General features: G+C 40.3%; 13 protein-coding genes. 12 read left to right on the top strand and 1 reads right to left on the bottom strand.

All coding sequences use genetic code 11. The features are described from left to right. Window positions 1-4: 4 nt before the first annotated feature. The 7 genes from A2G56_RS06315 (at window position 5) to A2G56_RS06285 (ending at window position 8649) form a co-directional block, all read left to right on the top strand. A complete protein-coding gene (locus A2G56_RS06315) occupies window positions 5-631 on the top strand; it encodes a cyclodeaminase/cyclohydrolase family protein (protein WP_062710521.1) in 627 nt (208 codons plus the stop codon). Window positions 632-648: 17 nt separating this feature from the next. After that, window positions 649-2322, top strand: a complete 1674-nt coding sequence (locus A2G56_RS06310) for a formate--tetrahydrofolate ligase (protein WP_062710519.1) — start codon at window positions 649-651, stop codon at window positions 2320-2322. A 21-nt stretch (window positions 2323-2343) separates the two neighbouring features. Then, window positions 2344-2937, top strand: a complete 594-nt coding sequence (locus A2G56_RS06305) for a HutD family protein (protein WP_062710516.1) — start codon at window positions 2344-2346, stop codon at window positions 2935-2937. 264 nt (window positions 2938-3201) lie between these two features. Continuing rightward, window positions 3202-4533: an APC family permease gene (locus tag A2G56_RS06300; protein ID WP_062710515.1), complete on the top strand. Its 1332-nt coding sequence runs from the start codon at window positions 3202-3204 to the stop codon at window positions 4531-4533. Window positions 4534-4556: 23 nt separating this feature from the next. Next, a complete protein-coding gene (gene hutH, locus A2G56_RS06295) occupies window positions 4557-6098 on the top strand; it encodes a histidine ammonia-lyase (RefSeq protein WP_062710511.1) in 1542 nt (513 codons plus the stop codon). Between the two features lie 142 nt (window positions 6099-6240). Further along, on the top strand, window positions 6241-7230 hold the full coding sequence (locus tag A2G56_RS06290; protein WP_062710509.1) for an arginase family protein: 990 nt from the start codon (window positions 6241-6243) through the stop codon (window positions 7228-7230). Window positions 7231-7389: 159 nt separating this feature from the next. Next, window positions 7390-8649 (top strand): ISL3 family transposase, encoded by a 1260-nt coding sequence (locus A2G56_RS06285; protein ID WP_062707495.1) that lies wholly within the window; start codon window positions 7390-7392, stop codon window positions 8647-8649. A gap of 97 nt (window positions 8650-8746) precedes the next feature. On the opposite strand, the gene A2G56_RS06280 is transcribed toward A2G56_RS06285, so the two are convergent. Next, window positions 8747-11803, bottom strand: coding sequence for an ATP-binding protein (locus A2G56_RS06280; protein ID WP_062710506.1), 3057 nt, complete (start codon window positions 11801-11803; stop codon window positions 8747-8749). Window positions 11804-12211: 408 nt separating this feature from the next. Here A2G56_RS06280 and ahpC point away from each other — a divergent pair, with 408 nt between their 5' ends. The 5 genes from ahpC to A2G56_RS06255 all read left to right on the top strand — a co-directional run bounded on the left by ahpC (window position 12212) and on the right by A2G56_RS06255 (window position 17286). Beyond that, on the top strand, window positions 12212-12772 hold the full coding sequence (ahpC, locus tag A2G56_RS06275; protein ID WP_062710503.1) for an alkyl hydroperoxide reductase subunit C: 561 nt from the start codon (window positions 12212-12214) through the stop codon (window positions 12770-12772). Window positions 12773-12802: 30 nt separating this feature from the next. Next, window positions 12803-14347: an alkyl hydroperoxide reductase subunit F gene (gene ahpF, locus A2G56_RS06270; protein ID WP_062710501.1), complete on the top strand. Its 1545-nt coding sequence runs from the start codon at window positions 12803-12805 to the stop codon at window positions 14345-14347. Between the two features lie 393 nt (window positions 14348-14740). After that, window positions 14741-15508 carry a 30S ribosomal protein S2 gene (gene rpsB, locus A2G56_RS06265; RefSeq protein WP_062710498.1) on the top strand — a complete coding sequence of 256 codons (768 nt, stop codon included), beginning with the start codon at window positions 14741-14743 and terminating at the stop codon, window positions 15506-15508. 186 nt (window positions 15509-15694) lie between these two features. Then, window positions 15695-16735 carry a translation elongation factor Ts gene (tsf, locus tag A2G56_RS06260; RefSeq protein ID WP_062710495.1) on the top strand — a complete coding sequence of 347 codons (1041 nt, stop codon included), beginning with the start codon at window positions 15695-15697 and terminating at the stop codon, window positions 16733-16735. Between the two features lie 365 nt (window positions 16736-17100). Beyond that, on the top strand, window positions 17101-17286 hold the full coding sequence (locus A2G56_RS06255; RefSeq protein ID WP_062710493.1) for a hypothetical protein: 186 nt from the start codon (window positions 17101-17103) through the stop codon (window positions 17284-17286). Window positions 17287-17462: the final 176 nt, after the last annotated feature.

The raw sequence follows: 17462 nt of genomic DNA, 5'->3' as shown, positions 1-17462 counted from the left end.
TTCTATGGGATTAGTTGATTTAAGTGTAAGAGATTTTGCTCAAGTATTAGGATCAGATGCTCCCGCACCAGGAGGCGGATCCGCTGCAGCGCTGTCAGGGGCCAATGGGATTTCCCTAACGAAAATGGTCTGTGAACTGACCTTAGGAAAGAAAAAATATGCCGACTTCCAAGATGAGATTGAAGACGTTCACAAGAAGAGTAGCGCTTTACAAGATAAACTCTTAGTAGCCATTGATAAGGATACCGAAGCTTTCAATTTAGTTTCAGCAGTCTTTGACATGCCCAAGGAAACCGATGATGAAAAAGCAGCCAGACGGACGGCTATGCAAAGTGCTTTGAAAGAAGCAGCCCAGTCTCCTTATGACATGATGGTCTTGATGGTAGAAGCTTTGGAGACAACCCAAAAAGCTGTCGGAAAATCAAACACCAACGCGGCTAGTGATTTGGGAGTTGCCTCTTTAAACCTCAAAGCAGGCTTACAAGGAGCATGGTTGAACGTTCTCATAAACTTATCTGGCATTAAGGATGAAGCTTTTGTGACAACTTATCGTCAAAAAGGGGAAGAACTGCTTAAAAAAGGCTGTAGCCTAGCAGATAACATTTATGACACAATCGTTGAAATGGTTTAAATAATAAAGGAGAAAACATGGTTTTATCAGATATTGAAATAGCAAATTCAGTCACTATGGAACCGATCAGTGACGTTGCCAACCGAGTCGGTATTGATGAAGAAGTGCTCTGTCATTACGGTAAATACAAGGCCAAAATCGACGCCCGGCAGCTAGTTTCTCTTAAAGATAAATCAGATGGCAAGCTGATTCTGGTGACAGCCATCTCTCCAACACCAGCCGGTGAAGGGAAAACAACGACTTCAGTTGGGTTAGTCGATGCTTTGACTGCTATTGGTAAAAAGGCTGTTATCGCTCTTAGGGAGCCGTCCTTAGGACCTGTTTTTGGGATAAAAGGCGGGGCAGCTGGTGGTGGGCACGCCCAAGTTGTTCCTATGGAGGACATCAACCTTCACTTTACCGGTGACTTCCATGCTATTGGTGTGGCTAATAACCTATTGGCAGCTCTGATTGATAATCATATTCATCAAGGCAATCATTTGGGCATTGATTCAAGACGTATTACTTGGAAACGTGTTGTAGACATGAATGACCGTCAACTGCGCCATATTGTCAACGGTTTGCAAGGTAAGGTTAATGGCGTTCCTCGTGAAGATGGTTATGACATTACTGTTGCTTCTGAAATCATGGCTATCCTTTGTCTATCAGAAAATATAGCTGATCTGAAGGCACGTTTGGAAAAGATTATTATTGGTTACAATTACGAGGGCAATCCAGTTACCGCTAAAGATTTAAAAGCTGGCGGCGCTATGGCAGCTCTGCTTAAAGATGCCATTCATCCTAATCTGGTTCAGACCTTAGAACACACACCTGCTATTATTCACGGAGGGCCATTTGCCAATATTGCTCATGGTTGTAACAGTGTGCTTGCGACAAAACTAGCTTTGAAATATGGAGATTATGCAGTCACAGAAGCAGGCTTTGGGGCCGACTTAGGTGCTGAGAAATTTATTGACATCAAATGTCGCATGTCAGGCTTACGTCCTTCAGCTGTTGTTTTGGTAGCGACTATCCGAGCATTGAAGATGCATGGCGGTGTCGCTAAAGCAGACCTTGGTACCGAAAATGTTCAAGCAGTGATCGATGGTCTGCCAAATCTCGACAAACATTTGGAAAATATTCAAGAGGTTTATGGTTTACCTGCTGTGGTTGCTATTAACAAATTCCCTCTGGATACGGATGCTGAATTACAGGCTGTTTATGATGCTTGTGCCAAACGTGGTGTCGACGTAGTGATTTCAGATGTTTGGGCAAGTGGTGGCAAAGGAGGTCGTGAATTAGCTCAAAAAGTTGTTGAACTAGCTGAGCAAGACAATCATTTTAACTTTGTTTACGATGAAGATGATAGCATTGAAACAAAACTAACCAAGATTGTGACTAAAGTGTACGGAGGTAAAGGCATTAGCCTAACTCCAGCTGCCAAACGAGAAATGGCTGAGTTAGAACGCCTAGGTTTTGGGCATTACCCAATTTGTATGGCGAAAACGCAGTATTCTTTCTCCGATGATGCCAAAAAGCTGGGAGCACCTAAGGACTTTACGGTTAAAATCAGCAAGCTTAAGGTATCTGCGGGAGCAGGCTTTATAGTAGCTCTGACAGGAGCGATTATGACCATGCCTGGTCTGCCTAAAGTGCCAGCTAGTGAAAAAATTGACATTGATGAGGAGGGCAATATTACCGGATTATTCTAAGACAATGCTAGGAGATAAGAGATGACAATCGTAACTGTTAGAAAACCTTCGGACTATATTTTATCGGATTGGTCAGGTGGAAAAACGCAACAATTGTACCTTTATCCTGAAACTGGCGATTATGGAAAAAGACAGTTTTCCTATCGTCTTTCTACTGCAACAGTAGCCATAAGACAAACAACTTTTACCTCACTAGAAGGGTATCATCGCCTTATCATGACATTGGATAAGCCGATAACTCTCAGTGACATTGATGACAATCGTGAAACGACTGTGGTTCCTTTCCAGCCTTACGCATTTGAAGGAAATCGCCGGATCATTAGTCGCGGCACCTGTCAAGATATGAATCTCATCTTTGATGATCACTACCAAGGGCAATTACAAGCGATTTGGCCAGAGACCAAGGACAATCCTAAAAGGGCTGATGTTGAAATGATTTATGCCCTTACTGATCTTACAATTTATTGGAACAATCACAAAAAGTTATCATTGGCAGAGAATCATTTGGTAGTTATGGAAATGGATTCATCGATAGCAGATGCCCAAATCCATCCCAGTCAGCACCAAGAAAATCATCGTCCTCTTGCCGTTTGGGCTGGATTATGGAAAAAGTGAAGTCATTCTTGTAGGTAATCGTCAATCCCTTATGATTTCTGTCCCAACGATGATTGATTAGCATCAAACAGTGACTATGGCTGTGGTTGCGTCTTGATGAAAGTTGTTTACACATTTTATGAGGACTACTTAGTTTCTCATCGCTACTTATTTTATGACATCCCTTTGATCAGGTAGAGCATCCAGTCATTCACTGGGATAATCACCTGATGACTTTATTGCTAACATTTGAACGCAAAATGTACAAAAAAGGAGAGTATTATTATGGCGTCAAATCATATGAATGAACAAGAAAGAGAAAAAGCAAAGTTTAGCTTGAGTGGTGCGACTCTTTATGGGATAAACGCCGTTATTGGTTCAGGTATTTTTCTCTTGCCACAGTCAATTTATAAAGGTCTTGGTCCAGCTTCCATCGCTGTCATGTTTGGGACAGCGATATTGACCATCATGTTAGCCGTTTGTTTTGCGGAAGTTGCGGGGTATTTTGGCAAAAACGGTGGTGCTTTTCAATATTCGAAGCGCGCTTTTGGTGACTTCGTTGGTTTCAATGTTGGTTTTCTTGGATGGGCAGTTACCATCTTTGCCTGGGCGGCCATGGCAGCAGGTTTTGCGAAGATGTTCATTATCACCTTTCCAGCATTTGAAGGATACAACATTCCTTTGAGTATTGCTTTGGTTATCCTGCTATCTCTGATGAATATTGCAGGTTTGAGAACTTCTAAAATCTTTACCATTACAGCAACTATTGCTAAATTGATCCCAATCGTTGCCTTCTCAGCCTGTACCCTATTCTTTATTAAGAACGGTCTACCCAACTTCACACCCTTTGTTCAATTGGAACCAGGAACAAATTTATTAGGAGCTGTCTCAAATACTGCCGTCTATATCTTCTATGGCTTTATTGGTTTTGAAACCCTCTCAATCGTTGCAGGTGAAATGCGGGATCCAGAAAAAAATGTTCCACGTGCTATTTTAGGATCAATTAGTATTGTTTCTGTCTTATACATGTTGATTATCGGCGGAACGATCGCCATGCTAGGTGGTGGTATCATGGATACCAATGCTCCTGTCCAAGACGCATTTGTTAAAATGATTGGCCCTGTTGGCGCTTGGCTGGTTTCGATTGGCGCTTTAATTTCAATTACTGGATTAAATATGGGGGAATCTATCATGGTACCGCGGTTTGGTGCTGCGATTGCTAAAGAAGGTTTGCTTCCAGCATCGATTGCCAAAGAAAATAAAAATGCAGCTCCTGTTGTAGCAGTTGCTATTTCTAGTGCGATTACGATTGCACTTTTACTAACAGGCTCTTTTGAAACCTTGGCAGGTTTGAGTGTAGTCTTTCGTTTCTTCCAATACATCCCAACTGCTCTAGCAGTTATGAAATTACGAAAAGACGAACCAGATGCAAAAGTAGTCTTCCGCGTACCATTTGGTCCAGTTATCCCAGTATTAGCGGTAGTGATTAGTCTTTTAATGATTTGGGGTGATAATCCAATGCACTTCGTTCGTGGTGCCATAGGAATTGTCATTGCAAGTAGCGTTTATTATGTCATGCATGGCCGAAAGAAACATGCCAATCATCATCTGATATAAAGAATAGAACTAGGAGAAAAGATATGACAAGAGTGATAAAACTAGACGGCGAAAGCCTTACCCTTGAAGATGTGATTGCAGTTGCGCGTCAAGGCGTGACTTGTCAAATCGATGATCGTGCCGTGGAAGCGGTAAATGCTTCTCGAAAAATTGTTGATGATATTGTCAAAGAAGAACGAGTTGTTTATGGTATTACGACAGGCTTTGGTTCTCTTTGTAATGTCAGCATCTCGACAGAAGATACCGTCCAACTTCAAGAAAATTTGATTCGTACGCATTCTAGCGGTTATGGAGATCCTTTGGCAGAAGATGCGGTCAGAGCCATTATGCTTATCCGGATTAACTCTTTGGTAAAAGGTTATTCAGGTATTCGTTTATCAACCATCGAAAAATTATTGGAATTATTAAATAAGGGAGTTCATCCATTTATTCCTGAAAAAGGATCACTTGGTGCTTCAGGAGACCTTGCTCCACTTGCTCACATGGTGTTGCCAATGCTGGGTCTAGGGAAAGCTTATTACAAGGGTGAGTTGCTTTCAGGTCAAGAAGCTCTTGATAAAGCTGGCATTTCTAAAATTTCTTTAGCCGCCAAAGAAGGTCTGGCTTTGATTAATGGCACAACTATCTTAACGGGAATAGGAGCTTTGGCAACTTACGATGCGATACAACTACTAAAATTATCAGATATAGCAGGAGCCCTCTCTCTTGAAGTTCACAATGGTATTTCTAGCCCATTCGAAGAAAATCTTCACACCATCCGTCCACAAAGTGGTCAATTAGCAACTGCGCGAAATATCCGTAATCTATTGAAAGACAGCCAGAATACAACGGTAGCGACACAGTCTAGGGTTCAGGATCCTTACACTCTTCGTTGTATTCCTCAAATTCATGGAGCAAGTAAAGATAGTATCGCTTATGTGAAAACAAAAGTCGATATTGAAATCAACTCTGTAACTGATAATCCAATTATCTGTAAAGACGGCCATGTTATTTCAGGAGGAAACTTCCATGGTGAACCAATGGCCCAACCATTTGACTTTTTAGGCATTGCGATTTCAGAAATCGGTAATGTTTCGGAACGCCGTGTAGAGCGCTTGGTTAATCATCAGTTGAGTCAATTACCATCATTTCTTGTCAAACATCCTGGCTTAAATTCAGGGTTTATGATTACTCAGTACGCTTGTGCGTCATTAGCATCCGAAAACAAAGTGTTGTCACATCCAGCTAGTGTCGATTCTATCCCATCCTGTGAAAATCAAGAAGACTTTGTCAGCATGGGGACAACAGCTGCTCGAAAAGCAGGCGAAATACTTAAGAATTCTCGCCGTATTGTGGCGACAGAGATTATGGCAGCCTGCCAAGCCCTAGATTTGAAACCAGACAATCATGACCTTGGTATTGGAACAAAAGTTGCTTATGATCTTTTCCGCAAAGAAGTCGACATGATATCAGATGATAAAGACATTGAAATTTATGATGAACTAAACAAAGCTTCAGCTGTTATAGAGAATCCAAATTTCCTTGAAAAAATTGAAGAGGTTGTTGACCTTGCCATTCAATTCTAGGCTATTTATCAAAGGCTGTGACAAGTGTCAGAGCCTTTTTAGCACAATTTTGATATAATGATTGACAGTTAGCTTGTCGCAAATAGTCGTTAGGTCTTGTTAGCCAGACCTATTTGCCGATAGGCATAAGGAGGGGATAGGTGTGTTAGAAGATTATTATCCATCAAATACTAGTTACTACCATGGGGCCATAGAAGACAATCTCTATACCGCCAAATGGGGTATGGTCATGACCTTTCTTGATCTCAATGATGCTTCCTTAATACCTTTTGAGGGAACGCATTTTGCAATCATTGGTTTCAAAAGCGATAAGGGCGTTTATATTAACAATGGCCGTGTCGGTGCAGTTGAAGGTTCGTGGGCTATTCGTAGTCAGTTAGCTAAGTTACCATGGCATTTAGGGGATAAGGTCATGGTCTATGATGTGGGAGATATTGATGGTCCTAATCGTTCTTTGGAACAACTACAAATGAGTTTATCCAAGGCTATCAAACGGATGTGTGATCTTAATCTCAAACCGATTGTACTAGGTGGTGGGCACGAAACTGCTTATGGACACTACCATGGATTGAGGCAAACATTGGCTAGTCATGATGACTTAGCTGTGATCAATTTTGATGCTCACTTTGATCTAAGGCCTTACGATTATACGGGTCCAAATTCTGGAACAGGTTTTCGCCAAATGTTCGATGATGCCTTGCAAGAAGATAGAGTATTTAACTACTTGGCATTAGGTATTCAAGAACATAATAATAATTTATTTCTCTTTGACTTTGTGTCAAGGTCAAAAGGCATTCATTTTTTAACTGGCCAGGATATTTATAAAATGGGCTATCAAGAAGTGTGTCAAAAGATTGATGATTTTTTAGCAAATCAAACAAGAGTTTATCTGACTATTGATATGGACTGCTTTGCAGTCGGCTCAGCACCTGGGGTTAGTGCCATTCAATCACTTGGTGTTGATCCAAATCTAGCCGTTTTGTTGCTACAACATATTGCTGCCAGTGGCAAGTTAGTGGGGTTCGATATTGTGGAAGTATCTCCGCCACATGATATTGATAAGCACACTGCTAACCTTGCTGCAACGTTTGTCTTCTATTTGGTTCAAATCATGGCACAGCAACACGGTTAAAGGTTTTAGTAGGGTTATCACGACATTACAAAAAAGGCTCTATAATTTCTGTAGTGGGTAAATTCTTCTCGGAGATTATGGAGTCTTTTTGAATATAGCAAAAAAGTCCCATATGACTTATAATGAAAAGCGACTAAACCACTCATTAGAAAGACTCATATGGAACAACTAGATTATATCAAAGATTCGCTCGACATTAAAGACCCTAACATCACTTTTGAAAAGACATTTGACAAGTTCTTCACTCACAGAGAGTATCATGCCAAGTTAGATTATGATCCCCCTCAATGCTCTGTTTGTCAAGGAAAAATGACAAAGTACGATTTCCAAAAGCCTTGCAAAATTCCCTATCTGGAAATGGCGGGTTGTAAAGTACTGATTCGTCTCAAAAAGCGTCGCTTCAAATGTCAAGCGTGTGGGAAAATGGCTGTTGCTAAGACCTCTCTGGTCAGAGAAAATCACCAGATTCCCAACATCATTAACCACAAAATCACCGACAAACTCATGAGTCGTGAGGCAATGACAAAAATCTCTGAAGACCTGTCTGTCTCTGTGTCAACCGTCTATCGGCAGCTCAACCGCTTTGAGTGCAAGACCGATTTAACCTGGTTACCCGAGAACATGTCCTGGGATGAGTATGCTTTTAAGAAGGGAAAGATGAGCTTTATTGCCCAAGATTTCGATGCTAACAAGATTATCGCTATCCTTGATGGTCGGACGCAAGCTGTCATCAGAAATCATTTTTTGCGGTATTCTCACAAGGTGCGCAGTCGTGTTAAAGTCATCACCATGGATATGTTTAGTCCCTACTATGACATCGCTAAGACACTGTTTCCTAAGGCGAAGATTGTTCTCGATAGGTTCCACATTATTCAACATTTATCTCGCGCTATGAACCGTCTCCGTATCCAAATCATGAACCAATTTGAGCGTCAATCTCACGAATATAAGGCCTTGAAACGTTACTGGAAACTCATCCAACAAGATAGTCGTAACCTAAACGATAAACGGTTTTATCGTCCAACTTTTCGCATGCACTTGACCAATCAAGAGATTGTGCAACGTCTTTTGAGCTACTCTGATGAGCTACGTCACCACTATGAACTCTTCCAATGCCTTCTCTTTCATTTCCAAGAAAAGCAGGAGAAACACTTCTTTGAACTCATTTCTGATACCATCAAACAAGTCCATCCCATCTTCAAGACCGTCTTATCAACCTTTCTAAAAGACAAGGAAAAGATTATCAACGCCCTGAAACTACCTTATTCCAATGCCAAACTAGAGGCGACCAACAACCTTATTAAAGTCATTAAGCGAAATGCTTTTGGCTTTAGGAACTTCGAAAACTTCAAAAAACGGATTTATCTTGCTTTGAATACAACAAAAGAGAAGACCAAACTGGTCCTCTCTCGGTGTTAACTATAAGTCAACCCACTACAGTTGACAAAGAGCCACAAAAAACTCTCCATGTCACCTCTTTAAGAGCGACTATGGGGAGTTTTTAGTGTGAACTAAGCTAATTTTGTCGTAAACGTGTCAATTCACAACAGAGGTGGTGATCACGATAAGGATTAAGATTAGCCATAGCAATCTCGTAATATCGTTCAAAAGATTCTGTTAGTGTCGCTTCTAAATAATAGCAATCGGATTCGCTTAACGACTCTTTAGCAGTTAGTAGATGGTATTTAACCACTGCCATAACGTAATAAATAAAGCCTTTATCTCTTGGATTACCATACCTAGATTCCAGTTTATCCTTTTGTCTTAGTAAGTCTATAACAGGACCAGTAACTCCTTTTTTCCATTGGACGATAGCCAAGTAAATGTCTAACTGGATTTCCTTCCAAGGGCGTAGATGTTTGTTAAGACCTTGTCTAGCAATGGTTAACATCTGCTCTGAAGTATCAAGCTGACCAATGATGAAGTAGGAAATACCTAATCCGATATAAAAGACGCTTGCAGGCACTTCAGCATCTGCTTTTTCGGTTAGTTTTATAGCCGTTTCTTGATAATGAATGGCTTTATCAAATTCTTGCTTGATTTGATAGATTTCGGCTAAATAGTCTAAAGCAGCCGCTATTTGAATCGTGTATTGAGATTCTAAAGAGGGAGTAACCTTGAAAAAATCAATGGATTGCCTTAAAAGTCGCTTAGCTTCGTCCAAGTCTCCGATGATCAGATGATAGAGCCCTTTAAACCTTAAACTAATTGCGATAGCTTCAAAATGATTGGCAGCTACAGCGGCTTCTAAAGATAGTTCGGCGTAGTATTTCATCTCGACTTTATTTTCTACTTGAATGCAGTAGTGGATGAGTTGTCGGTAGCCTTCTAATAAAAAAGAAGATTGTTTGAGATCAGTCGCCAGGGCGATAACCTTTCGAATATGTCTAATGCCTTCTTGGTAGCGACCAATTCGAATATCGTAACGTCCTTCCAAGTAAGAAAAACGAACCACTAACTCTTGAAAATCCCTATTATTTTCATACTTTGCTTCCAAATGTTCAATGCGTTCTTGGACATTTTTAAATTGTTTTTCGATGAGTTTTTGATGGTCATCTGTTGACAATTCGTTTCGTGCTAAATATTTAGAATAAATGGGAAAAAGTTCATGTTGATAGTCCAAGGTGTTATCGAGATAATTCAGGCTATATTCTAATGCTTTGATATCTTGATGAGATTGGTCAAAATGGTAGGCTATTTCTTGTAACAGTTTTGGTGTAGGTGGCAAAATAGCAAGCGTTTCTTCCAAACGCTTAGCAATCTGTCCGTGAAGCAGTTGTTTTCTCGATTTGGATAATCTATCGTAGCAATAAAGTCGCACGATCTGTTTTCGAAAATTGATGACGATATCATCATCTTGGTTAGATTCCATTAAAATGTAGTAGCTGCAAAGATTATCAACAATAGCTATGATTTCCTCTAAGGAAACAGACATTAGCTGTGCGAGGGTATTAAGTGGGACTGCTTGAGGACAGCAGGCTAAAAGATTTAATAGTTCATTAGCTAAACTATTTAGATTGGCTAACTTTAGCCCCAGCTTAGCCTTGATTGCTGGTGTGAGAGGAACAAACTTCTCTTTATTGATAAGGAGTTTGGTGTATTCAGATAGAAAGAAGGGGATGCCTTGGCTGACTTGATAGAGCCGTTCGAACTCTTCGGGATCGATTGTCTGATTAATTAGTTGACTATGAATAAAATCAAAACTTTCTTGGCGCGTGAATGGCTCTAGTACGATGGCATGTAATTTCTTTTGACTCGTTAAGGCATTCAAATAATGTTCTAGATGAATCGGTGTTCCCGGGTGTTTGGTAAAGATGAACGCTAGAGGACTAGCTGTAACTTGATGAATAACCTTTTGAAGAATTGCTAAGCTTCCTTGATCAATCCAGTGGATATCTTCAATCAGAATAACCATTGGTCTAATGGCAGATAGTTGCTGTAAGATATCTACAAGGAAGTAGCTAAGAGCGTTTAATTGCTTAGGTGAAACCGAATGATCATCGCTTTCTGTTTGCCCAAGGATAGTGGTGAAATGTTGTTTCAAAGACATTTTCCAACTCTGAGGAGTTAGTAATCTATGTTGAATAACCAGATCTCCTAAGTGATTTAGGAGAGTACGCCATAGTTGAAAGGGACTCTCATATTCTTCGCGGAAACACTCCGCTGTCACCATTTGAAAGCGTGAGCTTTGAGCAGCTAAAACCTGTCTAGCCAAGGTTCTTTTTCCTATTCCAGTGTCTCCAATCAGGAGCATCATTTCGGCATCATGGTTGTTCAAACAGCTGGCTAAAAAAGTTTCCAATTGTCGAATTTCCTCGCTTCGTCCTAAAAAGGTATCGCTGGTTCGGAGAAAGTGACTAACGGTACAATCATTGCGATGATTGGCTAGAATTTCTTGATAAATCTGTTGGCTTTGGTTACTGGGTTGAATACCAAGTTCTTTCTCGAGGAGATTGGTTAATTGATAATAGGTTTCAATGGCTTTACTAGGACGTTTTTGTTGTTGGTAAAAACGCATTAATAATTGGTAATGTCGCTCTTCGTATTCGTCACGATCAATGAGTTGTTTTAGGTATTGTTCATTATCTTCTTCGTTATCAAGAGAAAGGCCTTCTTCTACCTTTTGGTAGGAGGCTTTCAAAAAGATTTGTTCATATTGAAGGCGCAGCTTAGATATCCAAATCTCAAACTCCTCACAGTTTTTGAGATAAAATCCCTGCAAAAAATCGCCCTGATACAGATCCAAATGATGTTTGGGTGACTTTAAAAAGAGGTCAACGTCAATTGTGATATTTAAATCAGGGTTCAATGTAATAGTGTTTCTGTTAGGACAAATAATGATATCAGCTTTAGTTCCTTTATTGGCTTGGTAAATAGTATTTCGAAGATTCTTTTTAGCTGTTTGGGTACTTTTGTTTTCCCAGAGTAAGCTAGCGACGACTTCGCGATTGACAGAACCATTGATGGCAAGGTAGTAGAGGAGGGCATTTACTTTAGAAAAGGTGAAAAATTGTTCTTGGCCATTTAAAAAAATTTGGGGGTTGCCAAGTAATTTTAAGTTGATATCTACCATTTGTAAGCGCCTCCATAAGTAATTACCTTCAATATAACGTAATCTTTTCTTTTTAGCAAGCCCCTTCTAAGCAACCTAGCTTCCAACTTTCTTTCTTCTAGTCAATCATTTGCTTGTAGCATAGATGCTCTAATCAAATTGTTGACTTTTGTAATCTTTAACAAACTTCTATTGAGAAATAAGGTCATTTAAGACGATAACGAGTCTTGGGATAACGACAGTCACTGTGGTGGGAGATCGTTTATCAATTTTCTGTCACTTTCACTTACTTGTCACTAAATGACACAGAAAAGTTGATAAGAACAATGATGGAAGCGCGAACATTTCAGTACCTCCTAAAGGAATATTTAAGATTATTGTTATATAATAGGACTAAACCATATCATTATATTTAAGGAGGATACACATATGTCATTAATTGGAAAAGAAATGGTTGAGTTTCAAGCACAAGCCTATCATCAAGGTGAATTCATAACAGTTAGCAGTGACGACATCAAAGGTAAATGGGCTATCTTTTGTTTCTACCCAGCTGACTTCTCATTTGTTTGCCCAACGGAATTAGGAGATTTACAAGATCAGTATGAGGAGTTGACATCACTAGGTGTGGAAGTTTATTCGGTATCAACAGATACGCACTTTGTTCATAAAGCTTGGCATGACGAGTCTGATGTCGTGGGAACAATCACTTTCCCAATGATTGGTGATCCTTCTCACGTTTTATCACAAGGATTTGACGTCTTAGGAGAAGATGGTCTCGCCCAACGGGGAACCTTTATTGTGGATCCTGATGGTATCATTCAAATGATGGAAATCAATGCTGATGGTATTGGACGCGATGCTAGCACCTTGATTGATAAAATTCATGCAGCTCAGTATGTTCGCGAGCATCCAGGAGAAGTTTGTCCCGCTAAGTGGAAAGAAGGCGCTGAAACCTTGACGCCAAGTTTAGATTTAGTTGGAAAAATATAATCAGAAAAACGAAAAACGAGGAGGACGTCTATGACATTATCTAACGACATCAAATCTCAACTTCAAAGTTATTTAGAGTTATTGGAGTCAGATATTGTATTGCAGGTTTGTCTTGGCGATGATACCAATTCTCAAAAAATGGATGAGTTTATCACGGAAATTGAGACTATGTCAGATCGTATTAGTCGTGAGACGATAACTCTGGAGAGAATTCCTAGTTTTCAAGTTTCAAAAAAAGGAGAAGCTAGTGGGATCATCTTTTCAGGAATTCCATTAGGACATGAGTTTGCATCATTTATTTTGGCTATTTTGCAAGTCTCTGGTCGTGCTCCGAAAATTGAGTCAGATCTGATGGATCGGATCAGAGCTATTGATCAAAAACTTCACTTTGAAACCTATGTTAGTCTAACGTGTCATAACTGTCCCGATGTGGTTCAAGCCTTAAATATCATGTCGGTATTAAATGACAACATTTCGCATACGATGATCGAAGGAGGGATGTTTCAAGATGAGGTAACATCTAAAGGAATCATGTCTGTTCCAACGGTATATTTAAATGGTTCTGAGTGGTCATCAGGTCGCGCAACTATTGAACAGTTGGTAGATAAGGTGTCAGGTCCATTGTCAAAAGAAGCCTTTGCCGATAAGGGAGTCTATGACGTCCTAGTCGTTGGCGGCGGTCCAGCTGGTAATAGTGCGGCTATCTATGCTGCGCGAAAAGGTTTGAAAACAGGCTTAGTAGCTGAGACATTTGGTGGACAAGTCATGGAGACTGTTGGCATTGAAAACATGATCGGAAACCTCTATACAGAAGGTCCTAAGTTGATGGCGCAAATAGAGGAACACACTAAGAGTTACGATGTTGACATCATTAAAGCCCAAAAAGTGACTTCTGTTGAGAAAGACAAAGTGATTACCTTAGCCTTGTCAAATGGTGCTGTTCTAGAGGCGAAAACAGTCATTCTGGCCCTAGGTGCCAAATGGCGCAATATTAACGTTCCAGGGGAAGCTGAATTTCGTAATAAAGGCGTCACCTACTGCCCACATTGTGATGGCCCGCTTTTTGAAGGGAAAGACGTGGCTGTTATCGGTGGTGGAAACTCTGGACTTGAAGCTTCTTTGGATCTAGCCGGCCTAGCTAAGCATGTTTATGTTTTAGAGTTTTTACCAGAACTGAAAGCTGATCAAGTCTTACAAGAACGAATTGCACAAACTGACAATGTAACCGTTCTGAAAAATGTTGCTACTCAAGAGATTTTAGGAGATACTGAAGTGACAGGGTTACGTTATAGCGACCGTGAATCTAAAGAAGACAAGAGCATTTCCTTAGAGGGTGTCTTTGTACAAATTGGTCTGGTTCCAAACACCTCTTGGTTAAGCGATAGCGGTATTGAGTTGAACCAGCGAGGTGAAATTGTGGTTGACAAGCAGGGTGCCACTAACATTCCAGGTGTTTTTGCCGCGGGGGATTGTACGGATTCTGCCTACAAGCAAATCATCATTTCCATGGGCTCTGGAGCAACAGCAGCTATCGGCGCCTTTGACTATCTCATTCGAAATCCTATATCTGACTAAGTCAAGGCTGTATCAAGCACTCTAAAGAAGTAGGAGAGCACCTTTTGAGAAGGCTATCTCCACTTCTTTTGCGTTACTTAGGATAGCAAGTAGCCGTATTGCTTGATAATAAAAGGTTGCCAATTAGACTGAACCAAGTGGTTAAGTGAACTCTTTGGAGTTCAAAAGAAAATCCGAATGCATCCGCATGTGTACAAATCATTTATCTAAAGGGTAAAGAAGCCGCTAAAATGTCAGGCAATGACTTGCTTTTTGGTATGATTTTTGATAGACTGTACTAGTTGCTTAGGCAATAAATACTCATTCTGGCTCCATTGTGGGGCTGTTGCCCGCGTGGTGGTCTTGCAAGTTGACGGCTGGAAGAGGAAAAAAACATAAAAGGAGAAACTACTCATGGCAGTAATTTCAATGAAACAACTTCTTGAGGCTGGTGTTCACTTTGGTCACCAAACTCGTCGCTGGAACCCTAAAATGGCTAAGTATATCTTTACTGAGCGTAACGGTATCCACGTTATCGACCTTCAACAAACTGTAAAATTAGCTGATCAAGCTTACGACTTCGTTCGTGACGCAGCAGCAAACGATGCAGTTATCTTGTTCGTTGGTACTAAAAAACAAGCAGCTGAAGCAGTTGCAGAAGAAGCTACTCGTGCTGGTCAATATTACATCAACCACCGTTGGTTGGGTGGAACTCTTACAAACTGGGATACAATCCAAAAACGTATCGCTAAATTGAAAGAGATCAAACGCATGGAAGAAGATGGAACTTTCGACGTTCTTCCTAAGAAAGAAGTTGCCTTGTTGAACAAACAACGTGCACGTCTTGAAAAATTCTTGGGTGGTATCGAAGATATGCCTCGTATTCCAGATGTTATGTACATCGTTGACCCACATAAAGAACAAATTGCTGTTAAAGAAGCTAAAAAACTTGGTATCCCAGTTGTAGCTATGGTTGATACAAACGCTGATCCAGATGAGATCGATGTTATCATCCCAGCAAATGACGATGCTATTCGTGCCGTTAAATTGATTACTTCTAAATTGGCTGACGCTGTTATCGAAGGTAACCAAGGCGAAGATGCTGGTGTTGACTTCCAAGAAGAAGCAAGCGCAGAATCAATCGAAGAAATCGTTGAAGTTGTAGAAGGCGACAACAACTAAGAAAAGTAACAAGGACACTGGTCCACTTTACCATTTGAGCTTGATTGGCAAGAATGGACATTACTTGCGAAAGGGGCAGGGCTAAGCCCTAGTCTCTTTTGTTTTTATTTGGTTAGTTATTAAAGAGTAACAAGAACTGATACCCAGGAATTGTTGTCTCAGATTATAGGTTAAGGAGATCTACTCATGGCAGAAATTACTGCAAAACTCGTTAAAGAATTGCGTGAAAAATCAGGTGCTGGTGTTATGGACGCTAAAAAAGCACTTGTTGAAACTGATGGCGATATGGATAAAGCGATTGAATTACTTCGTGAAAAAGGTATGGCCAAAGCAGCTAAAAAAGCTGACCGCGTAGCTGCTGAAGGATTGACTGGAGTTTTCGTTGCTGGTAATGTTGCAGCCGTTGTTGAAGTTAACGCTGAAACTGACTTTGTTGCTAAAAACGCTCAATTCGTTGAATTGGTAAACGAAACTGCAAAAGCACTTGCAGCAGCTAAACCAGCTAACAACGAAGAAGCTGTTAACGTTAAATTGGCTTCAGGTGAAACACTTGAAGAAGCATATGTTAACGCAACAGCTACCATCGGAGAAAAAATTTCATTCCGTCGCTTTGCTGTTATCGAAAAAACAGATGATCAAGCTTTCGGTGCTTACCAACATAATGGTGGACGTATCGGGGTTATCTCAGTTATCGAAGGTGGCGACGAAGCCCTTGCTAAGCAAATTTCAATGCATATCGCTGCAATGAATCCATCAGTTCTTTCATATACTGAACTTGATGAGCAATTTGTTAAAGATGAATTAGCACAATTGAACCACGTTATCGATCAGGACAACGAATCACGTGCTATGGTTAACAAACCAGCTCTTCCACACCTTGAGTATGGATCAAAAGCACAATTGACTGATGAAGTAATTGCAAAAGCTGAAGAAGACATCAAAGCAGAACTTGCTGCTGAAGGTAAACCAGAAAAAATTTGGGACAAAATCATCCCAGGTAAAATGGATCGCTTTATGCTTGATAACACTAAAGTTGACCAACAATACACACTTCTTGCACAAGTCTACATCATGGATGACAGCAAAACAGTTGAGCAATACTTAGAATCAGTAAATGCTAAAGTTGTTGCATTTGCTCGTTTCGAAGTTGGTGAAGGTATTGAAAAAGCTTCAAATGACTTTGAAAACGAAGTTGCAGCTACAATGGCAGCAGCTCTTGGTAAATAATTGATTAATCGTTAATCTAGGGCACCTCGTTAAAAGAGGTGCCTTTCTTATGGCTAAACGCGACTAAAAGGGCTAATACTTAACAAAATTTAGAAATAGCGAAATTGTAATGTTATGACAAAACAAGTCATTTCTTCCTAACTATAGTTTTTTGAATTAAGGTTGAGACATCGTCGCTTTCACCTTGCTCTACTCAAGTGCTGCCCGCCTCTCAGTTATTTGTCTTAAAGTTAATTCATTTTACTATATAATCGATTGTACACAGAGACTGGATTGCCGCTATTTTTGATTTTGAAGCAGTCTAATAGGGCAGAGTCGCCATTTTTGACAATGCCGCTATTGTTTTCTATTACTTAGGTGCGTTCTTGCTTGTTTCTGGTTTTGTGGGTGGGATATCAGCGATTTCTGCAAGTGTCGCAAACTCTTGTGACATTGACGGTCGTCAAACCTTTGTTACTAGTATGGCTATCATAACTGGTAATATCGGTTTGATTGCGACACCACTGATGTCAACCCAAGTTATTCAGGATATGGGGTTAGAATGCTATTAATTCCCCTTTGTAGGAGGTAGTTTATCTCTTATTGTCTTGCGGATTTATAGTCTTTTGAATTAAGATTGAGACATCTTCACTTTCGCCTTACCCTACTCAATTGTTGCCCGTATCTCAGTTCTTTGTCTCAAAGTTAATTTATTCGACTATATCACATGGTGAACAAACGGAAAAGA

This window comes from Streptococcus halotolerans, assembly GCF_001598035.1.
GTDB lineage: Bacteria > Bacillota > Bacilli > Lactobacillales > Streptococcaceae > Streptococcus > Streptococcus halotolerans.
Note: the sequence above shows the minus strand (reverse complement) of the source record. Positions and strands in the feature narration are given on the sequence as shown.